Source organism: Vibrio atypicus, assembly GCF_009811315.1.
In the GTDB taxonomy this organism is placed as follows: Bacteria; Pseudomonadota; Gammaproteobacteria; order Enterobacterales; family Vibrionaceae; genus Vibrio; species Vibrio atypicus.
Genome location: NZ_BLID01000005.1, coordinates 26650 through 50061 on the forward strand (window position 1 = coordinate 26650; position 23412 = coordinate 50061).

The 23412-nt window shown below is 45.6% G+C and carries 20 protein-coding genes; 14 read left to right on the forward strand and 6 right to left on the reverse strand.

Annotated features, from left to right (window positions below; translation table 11 throughout):
• Positions 1-39 precede the first annotated feature (39 nt).
• The 8 genes from pnuC to GVO60_RS11945 all read left to right on the forward strand — a co-directional run bounded on the left by pnuC (position 40) and on the right by GVO60_RS11945 (position 8492).
• Positions 40-777, forward strand: coding sequence for a nicotinamide riboside transporter PnuC (gene pnuC, locus GVO60_RS11910; protein WP_159654281.1), 738 nt, complete (start codon positions 40-42; stop codon positions 775-777).
• 4 nt (positions 778-781) lie between these two features.
• Entirely contained in the window at positions 782-1513 is a 732-nt protein-coding gene (locus tag GVO60_RS11915; protein WP_159654283.1) for a nucleoside phosphorylase, read from the forward strand.
• 122 nt (positions 1514-1635) lie between these two features.
• Positions 1636-2316, forward strand: coding sequence for a Crp/Fnr family transcriptional regulator (locus GVO60_RS11920; protein ID WP_159654285.1), 681 nt, complete (start codon positions 1636-1638; stop codon positions 2314-2316).
• Positions 2317-2823: 507 nt separating this feature from the next.
• Positions 2824-4407, forward strand: coding sequence for an L-lactate permease (locus tag GVO60_RS11925; protein WP_159654287.1), 1584 nt, complete (start codon positions 2824-2826; stop codon positions 4405-4407).
• 131 nt (positions 4408-4538) lie between these two features.
• Positions 4539-5258 (forward strand): (Fe-S)-binding protein, encoded by a 720-nt coding sequence (locus GVO60_RS11930; RefSeq protein WP_159654289.1) that lies wholly within the window; start codon positions 4539-4541, stop codon positions 5256-5258.
• A gap of 10 nt (positions 5259-5268) precedes the next feature.
• Positions 5269-6684 (forward strand): LutB/LldF family L-lactate oxidation iron-sulfur protein, encoded by a 1416-nt coding sequence (locus tag GVO60_RS11935; protein ID WP_159654291.1) that lies wholly within the window; start codon positions 5269-5271, stop codon positions 6682-6684.
• 10 nt (positions 6685-6694) lie between these two features.
• Positions 6695-7450 carry a LutC/YkgG family protein gene (locus GVO60_RS11940; protein WP_159654293.1) on the forward strand — a complete coding sequence of 252 codons (756 nt, stop codon included), beginning with the start codon at positions 6695-6697 and terminating at the stop codon, positions 7448-7450.
• Positions 7451-7589: 139 nt separating this feature from the next.
• Positions 7590-8492: a LysR family transcriptional regulator gene (locus tag GVO60_RS11945; RefSeq protein WP_159654295.1), complete on the forward strand. Its 903-nt coding sequence runs from the start codon at positions 7590-7592 to the stop codon at positions 8490-8492.
• Positions 8493-8522: 30 nt separating this feature from the next.
• On the opposite strand, the gene GVO60_RS11950 is transcribed toward GVO60_RS11945, so the two are convergent.
• Positions 8523-9440 carry a LysR family transcriptional regulator gene (locus GVO60_RS11950; protein WP_159654297.1) on the reverse strand — a complete coding sequence of 306 codons (918 nt, stop codon included), beginning with the start codon at positions 9438-9440 and terminating at the stop codon, positions 8523-8525.
• A 165-nt stretch (positions 9441-9605) separates the two neighbouring features.
• On the opposite strand from GVO60_RS11950, the gene GVO60_RS11955 reads away from it, so the two are divergent.
• On the forward strand, positions 9606-10712 hold the full coding sequence (locus GVO60_RS11955) for an alkene reductase (protein ID WP_159654299.1): 1107 nt from the start codon (positions 9606-9608) through the stop codon (positions 10710-10712).
• A gap of 116 nt (positions 10713-10828) precedes the next feature.
• On the forward strand, positions 10829-11053 hold the full coding sequence (locus GVO60_RS11960) for a hypothetical protein (protein ID WP_159654301.1): 225 nt from the start codon (positions 10829-10831) through the stop codon (positions 11051-11053).
• 4 nt (positions 11054-11057) lie between these two features.
• Here GVO60_RS11960 and GVO60_RS11965 read toward each other — a convergent pair whose 3' ends face one another.
• The gene (locus tag GVO60_RS11965; RefSeq protein WP_159654303.1) at positions 11058-13118 is read right to left on the reverse strand and encodes a sensor histidine kinase; all 2061 of its coding nucleotides are present in this window, start codon (positions 13116-13118) and stop codon (positions 11058-11060) included.
• 183 nt (positions 13119-13301) lie between these two features.
• Between GVO60_RS11965 and GVO60_RS11970 the strand changes: the two genes are divergently transcribed.
• From GVO60_RS11970 to lhgD, 4 genes are all read left to right on the forward strand, one after another.
• A complete protein-coding gene (locus GVO60_RS11970; protein ID WP_159654305.1) occupies positions 13302-14642 on the forward strand; it encodes a sigma-54-dependent transcriptional regulator in 1341 nt (446 codons plus the stop codon).
• Positions 14643-14946: 304 nt separating this feature from the next.
• The gene (locus tag GVO60_RS11975; RefSeq protein WP_159654307.1) at positions 14947-15957 is read left to right on the forward strand and encodes a TAXI family TRAP transporter solute-binding subunit; all 1011 of its coding nucleotides are present in this window, start codon (positions 14947-14949) and stop codon (positions 15955-15957) included.
• 90 nt (positions 15958-16047) lie between these two features.
• On the forward strand, positions 16048-18183 hold the full coding sequence (locus GVO60_RS11980) for a TRAP transporter permease (RefSeq protein WP_159654309.1): 2136 nt from the start codon (positions 16048-16050) through the stop codon (positions 18181-18183).
• A gap of 7 nt (positions 18184-18190) precedes the next feature.
• A complete protein-coding gene (gene lhgD / locus GVO60_RS11985) occupies positions 18191-19405 on the forward strand; it encodes an L-2-hydroxyglutarate dehydrogenase (protein WP_159654825.1) in 1215 nt (404 codons plus the stop codon).
• 12 nt (positions 19406-19417) lie between these two features.
• On the opposite strand, the gene GVO60_RS11990 is transcribed toward lhgD, so the two are convergent.
• The 4 genes from GVO60_RS11990 to manA all read right to left on the reverse strand — a co-directional run bounded on the left by GVO60_RS11990 (position 19418) and on the right by manA (position 23400).
• Positions 19418-19873: a hypothetical protein gene (locus GVO60_RS11990; protein WP_159654311.1), complete on the reverse strand. Its 456-nt coding sequence runs from the start codon at positions 19871-19873 to the stop codon at positions 19418-19420.
• Positions 19874-20071: 198 nt separating this feature from the next.
• Positions 20072-21469 carry a PTS fructose transporter subunit IIBC gene (locus tag GVO60_RS11995; RefSeq protein ID WP_159654313.1) on the reverse strand — a complete coding sequence of 466 codons (1398 nt, stop codon included), beginning with the start codon at positions 21467-21469 and terminating at the stop codon, positions 20072-20074.
• A 13-nt stretch (positions 21470-21482) separates the two neighbouring features.
• On the reverse strand, positions 21483-21923 hold the full coding sequence (locus GVO60_RS12000) for a PTS sugar transporter subunit IIA (RefSeq protein ID WP_159654315.1): 441 nt from the start codon (positions 21921-21923) through the stop codon (positions 21483-21485).
• A gap of 259 nt (positions 21924-22182) precedes the next feature.
• Entirely contained in the window at positions 22183-23400 is a 1218-nt protein-coding gene (gene manA / locus GVO60_RS12005) for a mannose-6-phosphate isomerase, class I (RefSeq protein ID WP_159654317.1), read from the reverse strand.
• Positions 23401-23412: the final 12 nt, after the last annotated feature.

Below are 23412 nucleotides of genomic sequence, written 5' to 3' on the forward strand. Positions count from 1 at the left end.
GATGAGCGGATTCCAAGCACAATAATAAAGGACATCTTCATGGACCTATTTGCCCTGTTAGACATCAACAACACCCTTGTTAACATTCCTATTGGTGGTGGCTATGCAATGAGCTGGATCGAAGCCTTTGGTACGGTTTTCGGTCTGCTTTGTATTTGGTTTGCGAGCCAAGAAAAAACCATTAACTACTTGTTCGGTCTGCTGAACGTAACACTTTTTGCCGTTATCTTTTTCCAGATTCAGCTTTACGGATTGCTTCTGCTTCAACTGTTCTTCTTTTGCGCCAACATCTATGGTTGGTATGCATGGACAAGACCAAATGCCCAAGGTGAAACTCTTGAGGTTCGCTGGTTAAATAAACGGAAGCTGATAGCGACAGGTTCAATTAGCGTTGTAGCAATTGCGATGCTAACGATTTATATCGACCCATTCTTCTTTGCGTTGGCTAACATTGCTGTTGATACACTGAATGTGTTCGGTGTTGGTTTGTCTGAGCCAGTCTTAGAGCCTGATGCGTTCCCATTCTGGGATGCAACCATGACAGTGCTATCTATCGTGGCGCAAATCTTGATGACACGTAAGTACGTTGAGAACTGGATTCTTTGGGTCGTTATCAACATCATCAGCGTTGGCATATACGCGACACAAGGCGTGTACGCAATGTCAGTTCAATACGCGATTCTAATGTTCATTGCAGCAAACGGAACAAGAGAGTGGGCACGTAGCGCGAAACGCAATGGTGAGAAGACTCTAACTCAAGCGACAGCACAAGGTTAAGTCGATGATGAAACAACCTCATATTGGCGTAGACAGCACTCAAATAGCGCCGCGAGTGATCGTCTGTGGTGAGCCAGATCGAGCAAACCGTATTGCCGCGTTGTTTGATGACGCAGAATTGGTCTCTGAAAACCGTGAGTATCGAGTGTTTACGGGCACATACAAAGGTCAACGTGTCTCAGTGTGCAGTACGGGTATTGGCGCGCCATCGATGATCATTGCAGTGGAAGAGCTAAAGCATTGTGGTGTGACAGATGTGATTCGAGTAGGGTCGGCTGGCGCGATGCAATCTGGTATTCAACTTGGAGAATTGATTTTGGTAGAAGGCGCAGTAAGAGATGAAGGTGGCTCAAAAGCTTACGTTCGTTCTTCTTACCCGGCGTATGCAAGCTTTTCGTTACTGAAAACACTAGACAGCTATTTAGCTGAAAAAGAAGCGCGCTATCATTTAGGTGTGGTTCGCTCTCATGACAGCTTCTATACCGATGACGAAGAGTCCATCTGCGAATATTGGAACAAAAAAGGTATTCTCGGCGCAGATATGGAAACTTCTGCTCTATTTACCGTAGGACGTCTTCGTGGCCTGAATGTCGCTTCAATCTTGAACAATGTGGTTTTGTATCAACAAGATGTGAAGGAAGGGGTCGGACAGTACGTAGACGAAGCGCAAGTGATGATGGATGGTGAGCGTTTGGCATCTTATGCCGCTCTTGAAGCCTTAATTGCGCAAAGTTAACTAGATCACAGCGTAGTTAGTTTTTAAAGCGGCACCTTGGTGTCGCTTTTTTATTGGCTGTCTTCAAACTATTCTAGCAAGTACAATCTATTTGAGATTGATGTCGCTAAAGAGAAACTCACGTGAAAATAAGCCCTTACCCAACCGGACGTTTCAAAAGCTTTCTAGAGCAAAAGAGCACTGAGTTTCGTGACCTGATCTTTCAATGCCAAATCGGTAGCCGATACTTTGATTCAGGTGAAGAGATCCTCCGCCAAGGTGAGCAGCTTCAATATTTGTATGTTGTGCCAGTTGGCCGAGTGTCAATGAGCATTATTGCAGCAAATGGGCGTCGCTTTCAGTTGGGGGAAGCCAATTGCGATTACCATCTCTATGGTGAAATGGAGTACTTTACTCAGACACCTTGCCAATGGAATGTGGTTGCCGATGAACACATGCAAGTGGATATAATCTGCATCCATAAATTGACTGAGGCGCTACATCAGCAACCTGACATGATGTTCTTCTTCGCTTCTGCGTTGGCGGAGGATTATCAAGATTCGATGGACATTTACACCAATCGTTTGTTACATCCAATCACTTACAACATCGCCTATGATTTGCTGGTGCAAAAACAAACCAACACCTTGTTGGGAGGATTCGATAAAGTTAATCAAGAAGCGGAACGTTTTGGTACATCGGGGCGTGTTTATCGTCGGGCAGTAAAGGATCTTATGGATAAGGGCTTAATCACGAAAGGTGAACAGGGGCTTGAAATAACCGATGAAACCGCACTGAAAGCGTATCTTGATACGTACGAATAAGCCGAAAGTATTTCCCTGCGATAGGTGCCTCAAAATGACTTTAACTCATAGTAGCGAAAGCTCCTTTTAAATAAGAAAATATGCCTATTAATATATTTTCTTATTCTCTCTCTTTTTAATATCTCCTTTTATAGTCAATTTACAAATTAATATAGTGACTTACTGTATTAATAGTATTGATGAGAATAATTCTTATACCACTTGTTCTTATCTTATTAATTAGTTGCCACTTTGAACTTTATTGTTTCCAAAACAGCTCCAATTAAACTGCTTGTCATCATTAGTGCTTCTATAACTTATTGAAATTTAATAATTGTAGATAGTTCAGACTTCAACCGACTAGTAGCACGTCACAGATTCCTTCTGATGTAAAAATTGGCTTATTTAAATATCAATAGCTAATTCAAATCCTCTCTCTAAAATAACCACAACAATTATAAGCTTTACCTTAAGCAACAAAAATCAAAATAAAAATAACGATTCCAATAACGAAAACATGGAGGCCCAATGGCCAACTTATTGATATCTATTGCCCCTATTATTTTACTCATATGGATGATGACCAAAAAAAAGGCCATTCCTTCAAATATTGCTTTGCCGCTAACGGCACTGTTAGTCGGTGTCATTCAACTGTTTTACTTTGACGCGCACATCACGCCAGTTGTGGCCAGTGCTATTGCTGGTGCGCTATCTGCCATTACACCAATTTCGATTATCGCCGGAGCCATACTTTTAAATAGAACCATCTCTTTATCCGGTGCGGAAGCGGTCATCAAACGTTGGCTCGAAGGGGTCAGCCGCAATCAAATTGCGCAGCTTATGATCATTGGTTGGGCGTTTGCCTTTATGATTGAAGGTGCTTCAGGGTTTGGTACACCGGCGGCAATTGCAGCGCCAATCTTAGTTGGGCTTGGTTTTCCGGCGCTTCGTGTGGCTATGTTGGCACTTATTATGAACTCTGTGCCTGTCTCTTTTGGTGCGGTGGGTACGCCGACTTGGTTTGGCTTTAGCGGCCTTGGGTTGAGTGAACACGATCTACTGGAAATTGGTCGCACTTCCGCATTGCTGCATACGGTTGCTGCGGTTTTTGTTCCGGTAATTGCGCTGAGCTTTGTCGTAAGCTGGAAGTCCATCCTACGTAATATTATCTTTATTCAGCTCAGTATTTTTTCTTGTACTCTGCCATACCTTGCTTTTGCGCAGTGGAACTATGAGTTTCCAGCGCTGATTGGCGGGGCGATTGGTCTCACTATCTCTATTGTATTGGCGCGGTTAAACATCGGGATGGAGCCAAAACAGCCAGAGGAAAATGAACAACAAGCGCAGATTCCAAGGGCCGAAATTCTCAAAGCGATGAGCCCAACATTACTGCTTATCGCCATTCTCATTATTACTCGTATCCAGCAACTCGGGATAAAGCAGCTCTTAACCGATTCGACTCAGCTGTTCACCATTCAACTTGGTCATTTTGCGGAGTTTAGTGTCTCGAATGCTTTAATCTTAAAACTGAGCCAGATTCTGGGAACAGAAACATCATGGGCGTACAAAACCTTGTATGTGCCTGCATTAATCCCTTTTTTATTAGTGGTGCTCGTCAGTGCGCTCGTCTTCAAAATGAGTAAACAGCAGCTATGCCAAGTGTTTACTGAAACAGGGCAGCGAATCAAAACACCTTTCATTGCTCTTGTTGGTGCGCTGATCATGGTGAAGTTTATGATGATGGGAGATGCAAACTCTCCAATCATGACCACCGGTAGAGCACTGTCTGATCTGTTGGGCACCAGTTGGCAGTTCTTCGCTTCATACCTTGGCGCGTTGGGTGCGTTCTTTTCTGGCTCGGCGACCGTTTCTAATCTCACATTCGGTGGCATTCAACAAACCATCGCGCAGACAGTCGGCTTGCCACAAAACCTTATTTTAGCGCTGCAATCTGTTGGCGGTTCGATGGGCAATATGGTTTGTATCAATAACATCATCGCTGTTTCAACCATTTTGGGTATCGCCAATAAAGAGGGTTACATCATCAAGCGAACGGTGATCCCTATGGTTCTGTATGGGGTGATTGTCGCCTTAGTGAGCAGCGCTATTTAAACCAATTATGCCTACCTGCGCTGTAGTAAGGGCTTTGGGAACAGAGTCATGCAGGTGGGCAAACTATAAAAAATCACTGGATTTAGGGCGTATGCCGAGTAATCAAAGTCAGTGAACACTGGAGCATAAAAATGAAGGTTAACTTTTTTGTCACTTGTTTATGTGACTCTGTGAAATCGGAAGTCGCCCAAAAGACGGTGTTACTTCTAGAGCAGTTAGGCTGCGAGGTTCTATTCCCAACTCAGCAAGGTTGTTGCGGTCAGCCGTCATTAAATAGCGGCTATATTGAGCAAAGCAAACCAGCCATGAAAAAGTTGATTGAGAGCTTTGAAGGCAATGATTTCCCAATTGTGACGCCTGCAGGATCTTGCGCAGCTTCTATCAAAAAATACCCAGAATACTTAGCCTCTGAACCTGAGTGGGCTAAAAGAGCGCAAAAGGTTGCGGATCGCTTATTCGAGCTGACTCAGTTCATCGTTAACAAGTTAGATAAAGTGGATGTGGGCGCTCGTCTTAACGGACGCGCGGTCTACCACCCATCTTGCAGTTTGATTCGTAAATTGGGTGTGCGTGAAGAGCCACTCAAGCTACTAGAAAATGTAGAAGGGTTGGAGATGCTGCCAATCAAAAACCAAGAAACGTGCTGCGGTTTTGGTGGGACGTTCTCGGTCAAAATGTCAGAAATCTCCGGTGAAATGGTGAAGGAAAAAGTCCGCCATATCAGTGATGTCAGCCCAGACTATTTGATCGGCGCTGATATTAGCTGTTTGATCAACATTGGCGGTCGTATTAGTCGTGAAGGCAAGCCCGTTAAAGTAATGCATATCGTTGATGTGTTGTTGAGTCGTTAAGGAGAAGAGTATGTCGATGAAAACCAGCGATGTGGCCTTCAAGCAGCGCATCAAAGTAAAAATGCAAGATGAGTTTATGCGTCATTCTGTGGCGAATGCTCAGGAGCGCATGTTCAACAATCGCCAAATTGCGGCGGACAAGCTCGGCCACTGGGAAGAGTGGCGTGATATGGGCATGGACATTCGTAATCATGTATTAGAAAACCTAGATTACTACCTGCATCAACTGAGTGAGAACGTGGTAAAAAACGGTGGCAGTGTTTTTTTTGCTTCGACTGCAGAAGAGGCAACGGATTACATCGAAACCATCATTCAGCAGAAAGGGGCCAAAAAAGTCGTCAAATCCAAATCTATGGTGACGGAAGAAATTGGTCTAAATAAAGTGATTGAGCGCAATGGCTGCGAAGTGGTTGAAACCGATTTGGGTGAATACATTTTGCAAGTGGATGATTGCGATGCGCCTTCGCATATCGTTGTGCCTGCTCTACACAAAAACCGTACGCAAATTAAAGCGATCTTTAAAGACAAGCTCAACTACCAAGGCTCGGAAGATCCAGAAGAGATGACGCGCTTTGTACGTGATTATATTCGCCATGATTTTCTAGAGGCGGATATTGGCATTACCGGTTGTAACTTTGCGGTCGCGGAGTCGGGCACGGTTACCTTAGTCACCAATGAAGGTAATGCGCGTTTGGCGACAAGTTTGCCAAAAACGCATATTGCGGTGATGGGTATGGAGCGCATTGTTCCAACCTTTGAAGAACTGGATATTGTGATCAGTTTGCTTTGTCGCAGTGCGGTCGGTTTACCGTTGACTGGGTATGTCACCGCTTTAACTGGCCCACGTGAAGCGGAGCATTGCGACGGCCCAGAAGAGTTCCACTTAGTGATTGTCGACAATGGCCGATCAGACATTTTGGGTTCTGAGTTTAAAGACATCTTGCGCTGTGTTCGCTGCGCAGCATGTGTGAATACGTGCCCAGCTTATCGTCATATCGGCGGGCAATCTTACGGCTCTATCTATTCGGGGCCAATTGGTGCGGTCCTTTCCCCACTACTTGGCGGGTACGACGATTTTAAAGATCTGCCATACGCTTGCAGTTTATGTAAATCTTGTCATGACGTGTGCCCAGTTAAGATCCCGCTTTCTGATCTACTCATGAACCATCGTGAAAAAATGGCCAGTGACAAGATCACGCCTTTTAGTGAGAGAGCTATCGTTTCTGGTTTCAACCTAATTAACGCTAAACCGCTTTTGTGGGATATGAGCATCAAAGTGGGCGCAACAGTCGCTAGCGGTTTGATCCGAGATGGAAAAATGCCACTCAGTGTCGGCGCAATTAAGCAGTGGAATGAATCGAGAGATCTTCCCACACCAGATGGCCAGTCGTTCCGTAGCTGGTTTGCCAATCGAAAACAGAAATAAGGATCTCATGATGTCTACGTTAAAAGATAACAGCCAGGCAGCGGTTCATAATCGCGATCAGTTTCTGCTTAATATCGCCAACAAACTTGGTAGAAGCGCTCCGTTAACACAGGTTACAAGGCCTTTGCTTCGTCATTCTTGCCACCAAGAGGTGATGAAAGGGCTGAGTACCGAACAGTTAAAGCAAGTATTGCAAGAGTACGCGCACACCTCGTTAGGGGCTGAAGTCATTGAGACGACAAAGAGCCAGCTTCAAGCCGTGTTGGGTGAAGTCTGTCAACGTGCCTGCGCCGCCGAACAAGATACAAAAAGAGTCGATACGATTTTTTCAGCGTCTCCTGCTTTATTGGAACTTGTCACACCATCGGAGCTCGCGAACGAACAGCATCAAGTGCATGTTTGGGATAACGCCTTAGGTTATGAAGCGAATATCACCATTGCGGAGCGCGCTAAGATTGGTGTCGTAATGGCGGAACAAGCACTCGCTGAGTCAGGAACAGTGGTGCTTTATAGCGACCCAAAACAAGGGCGCTCAATCAGTTTATTGCCTGAAAGCTCTGTCTTTGTAATTGCCAAAAGTACGTTGTTACCTCGCTTAACTCAGGCGACGATGGCACTGCACAACAAAGCTCAAAAGGGTGAACGCATTCCTTCATGCGTTAACTTTATCTCAGGGCCAAGCTCTACTGCTGATATTGAGCTGATCAAAGTGGTGGGGGTGCATGGCCCTGTGTCGGCGACTTACATCATCGTTGACGATATGTAATTAGAATTCAATTTGCTCTATGGGAACAGGGCATCAAGGCACATCTCATGTGGGTGTGCCTTTCTTCTATTAATGGCTCGTCTCTGAATAGGTGAACCGTTATAATCCTTTCATACTCTTGCTCTTTAGAGGATCTCCTATGCCGCAAGTTGATGATCTTATTCTGTTTACTCAAGTCGTTGAACACGGCTCTTTCAGTAAAGCTGCGGAGCATAATCACACCACCAAATCAATGATCAGCAAAAGAGTGAGCAAGCTTGAAAGTGATCTTGGGACGCAACTGCTTTATCGCACCACTCGTAAACTGACGTTAACAGAAGCGGGTGAGGTGCTTTATCATCGCTCTAAAGATATCTACTCCACAGCCAATGCCGCGTTTAAGTCGATAACGGGTTACAACGAATCGTTAGCGGGTCATATTCGAATGTCGGTGCCAACCATTTCTGGCGAGTTGCTATTGGCTGAGTCCATCTCCGAGTTTTGCAATAACAATCCTGGCCTAACCGTTGATATGTCGATGGATAACCACTTCGTTGACTTGATAGAAGATAACTATGATTTAGTGATTCGCACTGGCTATTTAGAGGATTCAAGTCTCATCGCGCGTTTCATATTTAACTCTCGCTGGATGATTTGCGCCTCTCCACAGTACCTTGAAAAACACGGTGAGCCGAAAACACCAAAAGCGCTTCAAAGGCATAATTGCTTGGGTTACACCCATGAAACCGGTGGTACTTTTAACTGGCAATTTAAATGCAACAGTGACAACTACACCTTGAAAGTGTCGGGTAACTTCTCTTCTGATAATGCTGCTGCACTGCGTAAAAGTGCGATTGCTGGCAATGGTCTCGCTTACTTACCGACATGTTTGATCTATCAAGATCTTCAACAAGGAAAACTGGTAGAGGTGCTTTCAGAGCACACTAGCAAAGTGGTCGGCATTTACGCGGTTTACCCATACACTCGTAATCCGGCGAAACGAATTCAAGCATTGATTGAGCACATCAGAGAAAGCTACTTGTCGATTCAAGAGTGTTTTTAAACAGGTGAGTAGTTGAGCTAGGTGGGTTTATTAGTCCAACTCGCTAAACTGCTCAATCAAATAATCCAAAAATAGTCGAATTCGTTTTGGCTGATATTGCCTACTTAGGTAGATCACATTCAGATCCGCGCCTGCCGCTGAGGTCGAGGCGTTAAAGTTCTTCATATAGCCATCGAGCACAGTCATTAATCGTTGCTGCTTGAGATCGTCTTGCACATCCAGAATCGATTTGAGCGCAATACCCGCACCATTGATGGCCCACTGCCGTATCACTTCGCCATCATCCGAGAGTCTTTTAGGGGTAATCGTGATCGCGTGGTGTTTTTTACCCTCTTGGAAATGCCAGGTCTTTAAAGCTTCACCGCCACGTATCATCGCTAAGCAATCATGGTCAGCGAGATCTTGTGGCGTCAGTGGTGTGCCTTTGTCTGCTAAATATCGAGGCGAGGCACACAGCACTCGTTGGCTTGGTGCGAGCTTGCGCGAGATAAGATTACTATCTGCCAACTCACCATAGCGGATCACGATATCGAATCCGGATTCTGCCAAGTTGGTTAAATTGTCATTTAAGTAAAGATAGGGCGTAACATCTGGGTATTGCTTGGCAAAGGCGGACAAGATAGGCGAGATGTATTGCTTACCGATGTCTCTTGGGGCCGAGATTTTTAGCGCGCCACGCACTTCACTATTGCCAGTTTGGAGCCGATTTTCTGTCTCTTTAACGCTTTCAAGGATCTCTAGGCAAGCTTGGTGGTACAGAGCGCCAGAGTCGGTTAACGAGATATGGCGCGTGCTTCGGTTGAGCAGTTTCACGCCATAACGACCTTCTAAAGCTTGTAAGCGAGCAGTGACAGATGCCGGTGAAAGGCCGAGCTCTCTTCCTGCTGCGGCAAGTCCTTGGTTTTTGATGATACTGACAAACAATGCCATGTCTGAAAACTTATCCATGAGCAGCTCTTACTTTCTATTCTTCAGTTAAAGTGAATAATAAATTCAAATATTACCTAATTATCAATCTGTGTCTAATCAATATACTGGTTTTATCAACGCGGCAGTGGAGAGGTTTTCTTCCTGTTCGCGACTTAATGACCAAATTCGATAGGCAGGGCAGATATGAGCAAACTCTTTGAACTCACGACTCTTAATCAATTAGTACTTCAAAACCGTATTGTTATGGCTCCGATGACGCGCGCGCGAACGTCGCAGCCCGGTAACATCCCAAATGACATGATGGCAACGTACTATCAACAGCGAGCTAGTGCGGGGCTGATTATTTCGGAAGCGACGCAAATTTCTGATGATTCTCAGGGGTACTCATTTACTCCCGGCGTGTATACCGATGCTCAAGTCACTGGGTGGCAAGGTGTGACTCAAGCGGTGAAAAAGCAGGGCGCAGTGATGTTCTGTCAGCTTTGGCATGTGGGCCGTGTATCGCACCCAGTGTTTCAACAAGGGGATAAGCCCATTGCACCTTCAGCGCTTGCTCCGGTAGAAACTAAAGTATGGATAGCGGATGAGCAAGGCAAGGGTGAAATGGTGGATTGCGTCGAACCGCGTGAGATGACTCAAGTGGATATTGATCGTGTGGTACAAGATTTTGCCTATGCGGCAAAGCGGGCAATTGATGCGGGGTTTGATGGCGTTGAGATTCATGGTGGGAATGGCTACTTAATTGATCAGTTCTTGCGTACTAATTCTAACCACCGTACAGATAATTATGGTGGCAGCCGAGCGAATCGAATTCGTTTTTTGCTAGAGGTGGTCGATGCCGTCAGCAAGGTAATCGGTGCTGATAAGGTTGGGGTTAGATTGGCGCCTTTTATCACCTTCAAAGATATGAATTGCCCAGATATTGTGCCGACGATTCTTGAAGCCTCTAAACAGCTGCAAAGCCGTAATATCGCTTATCTTCATTTGTCTGAAGCGGATTGGGATGATGCGCCTGAAATCCCAGAGAGTTTTCGTATTGCGCTGCGCGAGTGTTTCAGCAACACCATTATCGTCGCTGGTGGATACACACCAGAGCGTGCAGAGGAGGTACTAAATAAAGGCTATGCAGACTTGGTAGCGTTTGGCCGACCGTTTGTTTCGAATCCGGATTTAGTCTCTCGTTTACAAAGCCAACTGCCACTCGCAGAGCTCGACGGGGCGACGTTATTTGGTGGTGGTGAGCGAGGTTATATTGATTATCCGGCATTTTCTGAGACTGTCTCAGGGTAATACTGATCGCAAAATGGTATGTAACTCAGGATGCTTATTAATCCATTGACACCAATCAATAGCGGTTATGAGCTACCGGTATAGCTTGCTGGAAAATCATCGAATAAGGAAAGCGTATGAGCAAGCTAAAGATAGTGACCTATAAACAAGGAATTGAAGAAGGAACGATTAAGATACCGCTTACGCTAGCCCGGATGATATCGACACCATTTTTGAATAGGTTGAACAGCGAGCAGGCTCAAGTGATTCGCGAGGCATTTGATATAAAAGATTATCAAGGTGTTATTTTAGAGATAGAAGAGCATAAGACCGACGAGCGAATCATCTTTTTCATCGAATAAATGCTTACTCTTGTGCACTAATTAATGACAAACGAAAAGTCATTCCGGCATCAGCGTTAAGGTTGGCGCTGATACTGCCTCGCATATCTTTCATGTTGTTAGCTGAAATGGCCAGTCCCAAACCTAAACCTTCACCCATCTTTTTCGTTGTCTGGAAGGGTTCGAAGATCGAATCGAGTTGCTCTGGGGCAATCCCACAACCATTATCACTAACATCGACAATCACATACTCTTCTTTGCGATACGCGCTAACCGTGATTTTGGCGGTTGGCAGCGCTTTGGTTGCATCAATGGCGTTGCTGATCAAATTGCCCAATACTTGCCGCAGGCGAACTTCTTCTCCCATAACATCATGAATATCATTGGCAATTCGAACACGAATATCTACTTGGCTGAGTGCTTGCTGCTGGATGCGCAGCACCTCTTCGAGAGCGAGGGTTAAAGAGACAGGGTGGGGCTTTTCAAGTCGATTGAAAGCAAACGATTTTAACTGTGAGGTCATATTTGCCATTCGATCGATGAGCGTGTTGACCAAATTCATGTTGGCTTTTAATAGCTTAGTCTCGCCGCGTTCCATCAGCAGTTGGTTGCTCGAAAGTAGCGTTCGTAAGCCAGTGAGCGGTTGATTGAGTTCGTGGGTAACGGCGCTCGACATTCTGCCCAATGCGGCGAGTTTACTGGTTTCGATCAGCTCCTTTTGCGCCTCTTTCAGGGCATGAGTTCTCTCTTCCACTCGCTTTTGCAATTGTTGGTTGGCCGATTCTAGGGCGATTTCTGCTTTTTTACGCTTGCTGATGTCCATGATGGTACACAAATAGTAATTGTGAGAATGCCATGGGAACTGACTAATGGAGAACAGCACCGGGAAGTAGCTGCCATCACTGCGCCTCGCCATAGTTTCGACACTGCTAATGTCAGCAAGCTCTTGGTTTTTTGAGAGGTTTTGCAGCAGTTGAAGCGTGGTGGAGTTTGGGTTGCCCGCATCAAACAGTTGCCAAGCTTGTATCGATTGCACCATCGAATCGGACAAACTGAAATAGCGTTTGGCCATTGGGTTGATGTCGGTGATCTGGCCATTTTTATCTAACAGCAGTAATCCAACATGGGTTTTATTAATCATGCCGCTGAGGCGCTTTTCAGATTCTTCAATCAGTTTTTGAATCCGTACGTGACTGAGCTGTTTTTGATAACGTTGGTAACGAATCACAACCAACAAAAGAATTAGCACGCAGGCGGCTGCAATACTCCAACTGAGCCAATTAACGGTTTGTTCGATAGCACGCAGTGGGGTGAGGTAAGTTAATCGCCATTGCAAATCATCAAGCACAACAGATAAGGCTAAATAGCGCGTTTTATCTAACTGCCACAAAGTGATGCGAGTTTGATCATAAAGATCGCGTGATTGAGAAGATTGGCTCGGATCAAACGAATCATTAAACCAATCAGCATCAAAGACTTTGCTGCTTGAGAGAAAGAACTGTTGCTGCGCATTTTGGACCAAGATGATTTCATCGCTGGCGAGCCATTGCTCCGTAAGCAAACTCAGATCAATTTGCACTACGGCAATACCCGCAATGTCAAAACCAAGGTAGATAGGGGCGGCTAAAAAGTACTCTGGAATGGCATCTTTGCTTTTTGTCACAACAGAGACACCTTCTCGCTGTTGGTGTATCTGTTTCACAATGGCATCAGCATCAGATTCATCTAAGTGTTGACGTTTTAGGCTAGAGGCAAGGACATCGCCACTGGCTGAGAGTATGTACCAACCTTTGGTATTCGCGGCTTTATCAAGCTTGATGAGTTGCTGCTCGATGGAGGCTTGTCGCTCGGTTTCACCCTCTAGGTAACGTAGGCTCTCACTGTCATTAGTGACCAAATAAGGCAGGTGATAGAAGCGTCTTAACGAGTGTCGAGCCTCGCCAATATAGCTGAGTAAACGTTGCTCGGTTTGCTGTTGGGCCTGTTCAAGTTGCCATTGTGTGGCGATTCTTTCACTGACAAGTTGAACTACGATGATCATTAAGCAAGCTAGAAGCAAAAGCCAGTAGCGGTGAATTTTAATCATACGGAGAGTCCTAATCTAACAGCAAAAGCGATCGCAATGGAGAGCTCAATAGAAAGAAACGCTAGCAAACAAATGCTTTTATGTTAAGGAGTTGTTGGTGGAAAGTGGGAGCTAGCTCCTTTTCGTCGTGCTGTTTTTTCCTTAACGTTGCAGGCAGAAGATGTCCATCTTATGGAGTGAAATATGGAATCACGCATTGCCCTGATTGAAGATGATGAGATTGTTCGTCAAGCAACGAGCCAGTGGCTGCAGTTAGCGGGGTTTGAAGTCACCACATTTGATTGCGGGCAGCAGGCGTTGGATCAGCTTGCGACCCTTGAGTTTGATGCCATTGTGAGTGATGTTCGCTTGCCTGATATTGATGGCCTAGACGTGTTAGCTCATGTTAAGCACGCGTTCCCTACCATGCCAGTTATTCTCATTACAGGTCACGGCGATGTCGATATGGCAGTCAAAGCGTTACAAAAAGGGGCGTATGACTTTATCGAAAAGCCGTTTGATCCAGAGCGCCTTTCGCAAACCGTGATGGCAGCGGTGACTAAGTATCAGCACGGAAAGGAGCGAGAAGATCGTCTCTCTTACCTAGAAAACCTAGCTGGAATTGAACAAATCATCATAGGTAGAAGTAAAGTGATATGCGACTTACGCGAGCAGATCGCTAAAGTCGCAGCTATCGATACCAATGTGATCATTTATGGTGATACAGGTTGTGGCAAGGAGTTAGTCGCGACTTGTCTGCATCAGTTTAGCCTTAGAAAGCGTCATAAATTTGTGCCGATTAATTGTGGGGCGATTCCAGAGAACCTGTTTGAGAGCGAACTGTTTGGTCACGAAGCTGGAGCGTTTACGGGCGCGATGAAACGGCGCATTGGTAAGTTGGAGTACGCCGATAAAGGCACAGTCTTTTTCGACGAAATAGAAAGCATGCCACTTGCAATGCAAGTCAAAGTGTTGCGCAGCTTACAAGAAAATCGCGTGGAGCGTGTGGGCGGTAATCAGCCTGTGGTGGTAGATTTGCGCGTTGTGGCCGCGGCTAAACATGATTTGCTCAACCATGAAGAGTTTCGCCAAGATCTTTTCTATCGCCTTAATGTGGCTCAACTGTCGATTCCGCCTCTATGTGATCGAGAAGATGATGCGCTGCTGCTGTTTGACTACTTTACGCGAAACGCTAACCCCGATACGCGTCAAGCCAGTGAAGCAGATAGGCAAGCTCTACTTTCATATGCTTGGCCAGGGAATGTGCGTGAGCTAAGGAATGTCGCGATTCGATTCGCACTCGACGAGGCTCTAACGGTAGGTGAGATCCTATCTTGTCGCCCAAATACAATTTCAGAAGCCACTTCGGTCGGGATCCCGTTGGCGGTTCAAGTTCAGAGCTTTGAACGCAAAGTCATTCATGATGCATTGGTTCGTCATCAAGGAAAGATCAGTGAAGTGATGCAAGAGCTTGATTTACCTCGTCGAACCCTCAACCAGAAAATGGTTCGTTACGCTCTCAATCGAGCAGATTATACCGATTGATTTTAATTCGTTTGGCTATAAGCGAAATTTTGCCTACTTCAAAACTTAACAAATAACACGAAATGATCACATTTTTGTGAAATCTGAGGGGTGAGTCGGTCAAAAATGCCGTTTTAGGTTTGAGTCGATGAGCAAAATTTTGCTTATTCACACTGAGCCAAATGAGCAAGATTTTGCTTGTTTTGAGTGTGCTAGATAGTCTAGTTGTTTAAAATCAATAAGTTAAAATCTGGCACTGCTTTTGCTCTCTAGGAGTTGATGTTAACAAAAATATAACGTGAACAACTCTACATGGAGAGTAAAGATGAAATACAACAAGTTAGTCAAAACTTTAGTCGTGGCAATGGCTTCTTTAGGCCTCACTGCCAATGCTGCCGCAGAAGATAGAAGCTACATCCTAGCAACGGCATCTACTGGTGGTACTTATTACCCTGTAGGTGTGGCACTGGCGACACTAAGTAAAGTAAAACTGACGCCGAAACATCATTTCTCACTATCTGCAATCAGCTCTGCGGGATCGGGTGAAAACGTAAAACTGCTGAATGAAAATGAAGCGCAATTTGCCATTCTACAAGGTCTGTATGGTGCTTGGGCATGGTCTGGTCAAGGCCCATATGAGAAGAGTGGCCGCCAAGAGAACTTGCGTTCTGTCTCTATGCTATGGCAAAACGTTGAGCACTTTATTGTCCGCTCTGATGTGGTAGAAAGCGGCACTGTGAAAGATTTAAATAATCTCGATGGTAAAAAGTTCTCTATCGGTAAGAAAAACTCAGGTACAGAAAATTCAGGTCGCCAAATCATGAAAGGCTTGTCTGTTGACCCTGATAAGTTCAACTTGGCGTACATGGGTTACGGCGGTAGTGCGAGTGCGCTGCAAAATGGCACAATCGATGGGATGAACACGCCAGCTGGTGTGCCTGTGGGTGCGGTTACCCAAGCTTTTGCTGCACTTGGTGATGATATCCAGATCCTCTCGTTTACTGATCAACAAATTAAAATGGCGAATGGTAAATATAATCTGTGGACTAAGTACGAAATCCCAGCAAACACTTACCCAGGCGTCGACAAGCCAATCACTACGATCGCACAACCAAACTTCCTAGCGGTACGTGAAGATATCTCTGATGACGATGTCTACCAGCTAACGAAAACTATCTACGAAAACCTACCATTCCTACAAGGTATCCACAAAGCAACCAAAGCAATGGCGATTGAAAAAGCGATTGCTGGTTTACCTGTGCCACTTCACCCAGGGGCAGCTCGCTACTACAAAGAAGTGGGCGTAGAGATCCCATCCGATCTTATGGTGAACTAATTCACTTGCGCGCTCTAGGAAACTGGAGCGCGCACCGATTGACGACTGTTTTGGCTCTGATCGCAAGGTTGGAGTGCGTTGGAGTGGACTATGAGCGATTCAATACAACAAGAATTGCAAAAATTTGAGTTACCGACCCGAACGGACTTTCCGTGGGTGGGTAAAGTCATCACAGCTTTTGGTGTGGTGCTATCCCTATTACATATTTGGTTTAATACCTTATCGACGTTGCCTGAGCTCTGGATCTCGGCGACTCACTTTGCTGGCTTTGCAGTGATCTGCGCCTTGTGGTACCCGGCCCACATTTCTTTGAAGAAGAGTAAGATTGCTCTGGCGGTCGATATTGTTATCGCTATTGCTGCGTTGGCTTGCCTTATTTATATTCCGTTTGCTGAAGATGCCCTGTATGAACGCGGCGTTAAATTTATCGCCAGCGATTGGTTCTTTGCGATCCTCGCGATCGCTATCGTAATTGAGCTGATCAGACGAACCATGGGGTGGTTTATCCCTATGCTGATTCTGGTTTGTTTGAGCTATGTGGTGTTATGGGGCCAGTGGGCAAGCGGTATTTTTCACTTCCCGGGCTTGAGCCTTGAAACGCTACTGTATCGTAGCTTCTATTCATCGGAAGGTATGTTTGGTTCGATTTCTCGAATCAGTTGGACTTTCGTGTTCATGTTTATCTTGTTTGGCGCGTTTTTGGTTCGCTCTGGTGTTGGTGATTACATTATTGATGTGGCGAGAGCGGCAGCGGGTAAAATCATCGGTGGCCCTGGTTTTATCGCTGTTATTGGCTCTGGCTTAATGGGATCAGTATCAGGCTCTAGTGTGGCAAATACGGTATCAACAGGGGTGATTAGTATTCCTCTGATGCAAAAGGCCGGATTCCCACCTCGATTTGCCGCAGGCGTTGAGGCGGCGGCGTCAACGGGAGGGCAGTTGATGCCACCTGTGATGGGCGCTGGGGCATTTATTATGGCCTCGTACACTCAGATTCCTTATGTTGATATCATTGCGGTTTCTTTTATTCCGGCGCTGATCTATTTCTTGTCTGTCGCCTTTTTCGTGCGAATCGAAGCTAAACGTAGCGGCGTACAAAAAGTGACGACCAGTAGCGAATCTTTGCTTAAAGTTCTACTGTCTGGCTGGCACAATCTTATTCCACTTGCGGTTCTTGTCACTTTGCTCGTTCAAGGTTTCACCCCAACCTACGCAGCGGGTCTATCCATCATTTCGGTTGTGGTGGCGTCTTGGTTCTCAAAAAATCATAAAATGGGGCCGAAAGCGATCATTGAAGCACTCTCCCAAGGTGCTAAAAACATGGCAACAACAGCTGTGTTACTGGTGGGGATTGGTCTGGTCATCAACGTGATAAGCACGACTGGCATTGGCAATACGTTTTCGTTGATGATCGACGGCTGGGCGAATGGTGACCTGTTCATCATGATCGTTTTGATAGCCTTAGCATCGCTTGTTTTGGGTATGGGTTTACCGGTGACGGCGGCTTACATTGTTCTAGGCACTTTGTCGGCTCCTGCGCTATACAAACTGCTGGCGGAAAACCAACTTCTTGAGCTGTTGGTGGCAGGGCAACTACCTGAACAAGCGAAAGCGATCTTTATGCTTGCCGCGCCAGATAAGCTTGCTTTGCTAAATGCGCCAATGAGTCTTGAAACAGCCAAAGAGATGGTGGCTGTCGTTCCGGCTGATTTCATGGAAACGCTACTGGAACAGAGTTTGGGTCTAGAAGCTGTTGGCTTGGCACTATTGTCGGCTCACTTGATCATTTTCTGGCTTTCGCAAGACAGTAATGTCACCCCACCAGTTTGTTTAACTGCATTTGCGGCGGCGACGATTGCCAAAACACCACCAATGAGAACAGGTTTGATGGCGTGGAAAATAGCCAAAGGCTTGTACCTAGTCCCATTGCTGATCGCTTATACCGGCTTGGTGAGTTGGGATGTCAGTTCGGTGCTTGTGACAGGTGTGTTTGCCATTATTGGTACTTATGCATTTATCGGTGCGATAGAAGGGTATTTAGAAGGCGAGCTCAATGTGTTACTTCGCATCATGTTAGTCGCGATTGGCATTGCACTGGTGTGGCCTGATGTATCTATTTGGATTCGCCTGGCGTGCAGTGCAGCATTTGTTGCCATCTTTGTGTACAGCGGTCGCCAAAGCCAATTGGCGAATGTGAGCGCATCAACCAACAAGGTAGCCAGTTAAGATGACGATGGAGAAAGTGTACGATTACATCATTGTTGGCGGTGGTATTGTTGGTGTGTCTACGGCTTGGCAACTTAAACAAGCGCATCCGGATAAATCGATTTTGCTCATCGAGAAAGAATCGGGGTTTGCAAAACATCAAACGGGTCACAACAGCGGCGTAATTCACGCTGGTGTGTACTATCAGCCGGGCAGTCTGAAAGCGGAATTCTGTAAGCGTGGCGTAGAGCGAACGTTAAGCTTTTGCCAACAGCATCAAATCGCCGTCGAAAATTGCGGTAAGTTGCTGGTGGCGACGAACAACCAAGAGCTCGAACGAATGAACGCGCTGTATCAACGCTGTCATGATAACGGTATCGATGTTGATCTGCTCGATGAAGCTCAATTGAAACTCGCTGAGCCGAATATCACCGGGCTAGGTGCCATCTACGTCAAATCGACCAGTATTGTGGATTACACTTTAGTCACTGAAAAAATGGCCGAGCAGTTTGTTGAGCTTGGTGGTGAGGTTGCCTTAAATACTGAGGTGATCTCAGCTCAAGAAACCAGTGATGATGTTTATCTGACTTGCCTGAAGGAAGGCCAAAGTTCTGTTGTGGTTGGTCAGTTCCTGATTACTTGCTCGGGTTTGATGGCGGATCGGATGACCAAAATGCTCTCAATCGAAACGGATTTTCAAGTAGTTCCTTATCGAGGTGAGTACTACCAGCTCGACGCCAAACATAATCAAGTCGTTAACCATCTTATCTACCCGATACCGGATCCAGACTTACCATTTTTAGGGGTTCATTTAACTCGAATGATAGATGGTTCGGTTACTGTGGGGCCTAATGCTGTGCAAGGTTGGAAGCGAGAAGGTTATGCGGCGATCAATTTCAGCTTAAAAGACACTTGGCAGATGCTACGTTTCAGTGGTTTTTGGAAAGTGACAGCTAAGCATCTCAAAACAGGGTTAATTGAGTTTAAGAATTCTTGGTGGAAACCGGGATATTTGAAGCTGGTTAATAAATACTGTCCGAGCATTTCAGCACAAGATCTAAAACCTTATCCGGCAGGGATTCGAGCGCAAGCCGTGATGAGTGATGGAACCTTAGTGCATGACTTCTTGTTTGCTGAAAGTCCACGTAGCCTGCATGTCTGTAATGCGCCATCACCGGCGGCAACTTCAGCGATGCCCATTGGTGAGTATATTTGCCAAAAGGTCATCGCTAAAGTGGGGTAAATAATAATTGGGTTAAGGTGTCGGAATGGTATTAAAAGTCGCGTCAAATACGCTTCTATCGCCTTCTGACAACTTAGCCTGATAATCAAGCGCTTGTTGGTAGAACTCTGCGGCCTGTGTTTGTTGACCTGATATGGACAATGCGTGGCTTAATACCGCGTTAGTGAATGCTTGAATCCAATCCGCCCCTTCGCCATCAAAGTGTTCAAATGCACTTTGGGCAAACGAAATACTTAGCTCTGATCCGCTGATACAAAGTGCTCTAGCAACTGCGAGCTCAGCAAGATGAATGTTGTCTGCCGTGCCTACGCTTGACCAATGATAGAGCGACGAAAATGCAACCGTGAGTAATCGTTGCTGCTCTTGCGTTGTACTGGCTTTTTCAGACAAGCTCCAAAATTCATTGTTACTTTCGATAGCGAAGTAGCGGTTTAGGCGAGTGATTTCATCTTGTGTTGGTTTTGCCATGAGACGTCCTTTTATTATTTTGAATAGATACATATGGGCTGAACTCTAAATGGTATCTATCGTCCCCGAAAAGGCACTATTTCAGAACAAGCTCTTGGAAACACTCTAGGTTTTTGATGTAAGAAGGTTGCAAATAGTTGGAATAAAACAAAAAAGCCCGAGCGTCTATTTGCTCGGGCTTTTTTAGGGTTGGTTGATTTATGCTTGAATCAACTCACTCGCTTTCTTCATTGCTTCTTTGGTTGAGCATTCAATTACGTTCGCGTTAGCAAAGCGGTGTGCATCTTTCACTTGGATATCGTGAGCTAAGATAACCAGCTTAGCGTTTGCTACATCTAGGTCAGTGATACGGTTTTGGATACCGTTTTGACCTTGAGTTTCTACTTTGATTTTAAGACCTGCAGCCGCACCTGCTTTTTCCAGTGCTTTCGCTGCCATGAAGGTGTGTGCTACGCCAGATGGGCAACATGTTACTGCTACGATGTCGTACTCGCCTTCGCCTGCTGCTGGAGCTGCTTGAGCCTGAACTGGTGCTGCTTCTACCATCTCTTCTTCTGATTCTTCAGCAACTGGTTTCCAGAAGCCAACGATAACTGCTGTTGTCAGTGAGCCTAGTGCAATACCTACAACGTACATTGGGATGTTGCTTGATACAGGCGCTGTGATTAGGCCGCCCCACGGTGCGTGCAGTAATACATCAGTTAGGAAGCCGAACACACAGCCAACGATACCACCAGCAACGATTGATGGAAGTACGCGCATTGGGTCATTTGCCGCGAACGGAATTGCACCTTCAGAGATACCGATAGAGCCCATGATTGCGGCAGCTTTACCTGCTTCTTGCTCTTGCTTAGTGAACTTCTTCTTGAATAGGAAAGTTGCTAGCGCCATACCTAGAGGAGGCGTACAGATTGCGATGCCTACACCACCCATTAGCCATGGTTGAGTATCCACTTGAGTTTGAGCAAATAGGGTTGCAACTTTGTTGATAGGGCCGCCCATATCGAATGCCGTCATACCACCAAGAATCGCACCAAGAACCACTTTAGAAGCGCCAGCCATTGAAGCTAGGAATTCGTTCATTGAAGCCATGAACAGTTTAATCGGCTCACCGATACCCCATAGAACGATACCTGCTGAAATCAACGTACCAATAAGCGGGTAGATGAAGTAAGCACCAAGCGCGGTCATGTTGGCAGAAAGAGGGATTTTCTTAAGTTGGAATACCACACCACCCGCGATGAAACCTGCCACGATACAACCAAGGAAGCCGCCGCCCATGTCAGCCATGATGCCAGAAGAGATCATTGCAGGTGCAAGTGCTGGTTTATCAGCAATTGAGTAGCCAATGAAGCCACCAAGGATGATTGGGAACAGTACTAGACCTTTAATGCCGATATTAGAAATATCCGCCAGTAAACCATCTGCAGGAACTGCACCTTTACCCGATGCCATTACCGCCAGCGCCAGTAGTACACCACCCGCAACGATAAATGGAAGCATGTGAGAAGTACCGAATAAAAGGTGACCTTTCATGGTGCTTAAGAGTTTTTTAAAGTCGCTATTATTAGTAGCTTGAGCTGTTAGGGTACTCATAATTTGTTACGCCTTATGAATTAATTAAAATATTAAGGATTTGTTGTTCATCTTTTGCGTTATGGATATCTTGAATAAATTCATCGCTGAATTTTCCAAATAGTTCTTGTAGTACGTAAATATGATGATCAGCACCGTTATCTGGTGATGCGATCATAAAAAATAGCGTTGGTTTAATGCCATCTTCGTCGCCATACTCAATGCCTTCACGCTTTACACCTACAGCGATCGCAGGTTCAATTACCGCTTGGCTCTTAGAGTGAGGGTAAGCAATGCCATCCATTGATGTGATACTTTGAGACTCACGAATTTCGATGTCCGCTAAGAAGGCTTCTTTACTATTGATTCTGTTGTTTTCAAATAACATTGTCGCCAGTTCTTCAAACAGTTCTTTTTTATTATTTGCTTGAAGGTTGCCATTAATTAAATTGACGTTAGTTAGTTGTGTGATCATTTATTAACTCATTCACTATTGAAGTTCTGAGTTAAAATTAATAGATCGCAAAGGATTGCGAAATAGCAAAAAAAAGCCTTTCACTGTACATTTGTATCCAGCAAATTTAAGTGTGATTTGCATCATTAATGCTATGTGATTCCGGTCTCGGTTATGGCGGTGAGAGGTCTGTGTTTTAAGCAAAATGACGGCGCATAAAAACAAAAAGCCCCGCATAAGCAGGGCATTGGTAGTGAAGTGTAGTTAGCTTTTAGTTTGATTAGCTGTAAGCGCGAGCCACTCGGCCCTTGCAGTCAATGGTATAGCTGTTGGCATACGCAGGAATGAAGACTGATTGGCCTTTCCCGATGACGCACTGCTCGCCACAAATGTGGGTCAGGGTCATAGCTTCATCGAGTGGCAGCAGAATTTCAGCGCCTTGTGTGTCAATTTCTCGCTGTTCAGAGTGTTCAATAATAGCGAATTTAAAATCTTCGACTGGAATTGGGTATTCCAGCATGCCATTGTCATGAGTAGGCTCTAGCAGCAGGCTATCGATGCGCTTTTCATTAAAGCGGGTGCAAGAGACCAGCTCTTTCACATCCATGTATTTTGGCGTTAGTCCGGCGCGCAGGACGTTGTCAGAGTTCGCCATGATCTCAAGCCCTGTACCTTTGATGTAGGCATGTGGTGTTTCGGCATCTAAGTACATTGCTTGGCCGGGTTTTAAGGCAATCACATTGAGGATCAACGGAGCAAACAAGCCAACATCGCCAGGGTATTGCTCTTCCAGCTCCGCAATCAGGTTAAACAGTGGCGTCGGTGATAGCTTGGCTTTCATGATAAGCATCATCAGCGCGACTTCTTTCCGTTCACCTTGCAGTGATAACAATCCTGCGAAAAAGCTCGCTAGGCCATTTGGCGTTTGATCGCCCGATAAGTCGTTTACCAGTGAGTTAAGCTCAGGAATATCAAGGTAGTTGAAATGAGCAAGGATCTCGCTAATCGGCCTAAAGCCATTCATCGCGGTATAGTCGGTCAACGCGTAGACCAACTCTGGCTTATGGTTCGCATCTTTGTAGTTGCGATTGCTTGCAGACAGCGGAATACCTTGCTGCTCTTCGTGTTCAAAACCAAGCTCGGCTTGTTGTTTATTCGGGTGAACCTGGATAGAGAGTGCTTTTTCAGCAGCGAGCACTTTAAATAGGTATGGCAGCTCACCAAATCGGCTAGCAATCTTGTCACTTAAGAATAGGCTAAGGTTCTGGCTGATTAGGTTTGAGAGTTTAGCCTGCTCAGCGCCTGTATCGACCATTGAGCAACCATTTGGGTGAGCGCCCATCCAGATCTCGGCTTGAGGTTCACCTGCTGTATTCGCAGTACCAAACAGTTGAGTAAACGAAGATGGGCTGCCCCATGCGTAGTTTTGAATAATGTTGGTCATCGGGTAGAAAACGCGCTGTACAAATGAGCCGTTTGCTAAAGAAAAATCAGACATCGAAATCACCAA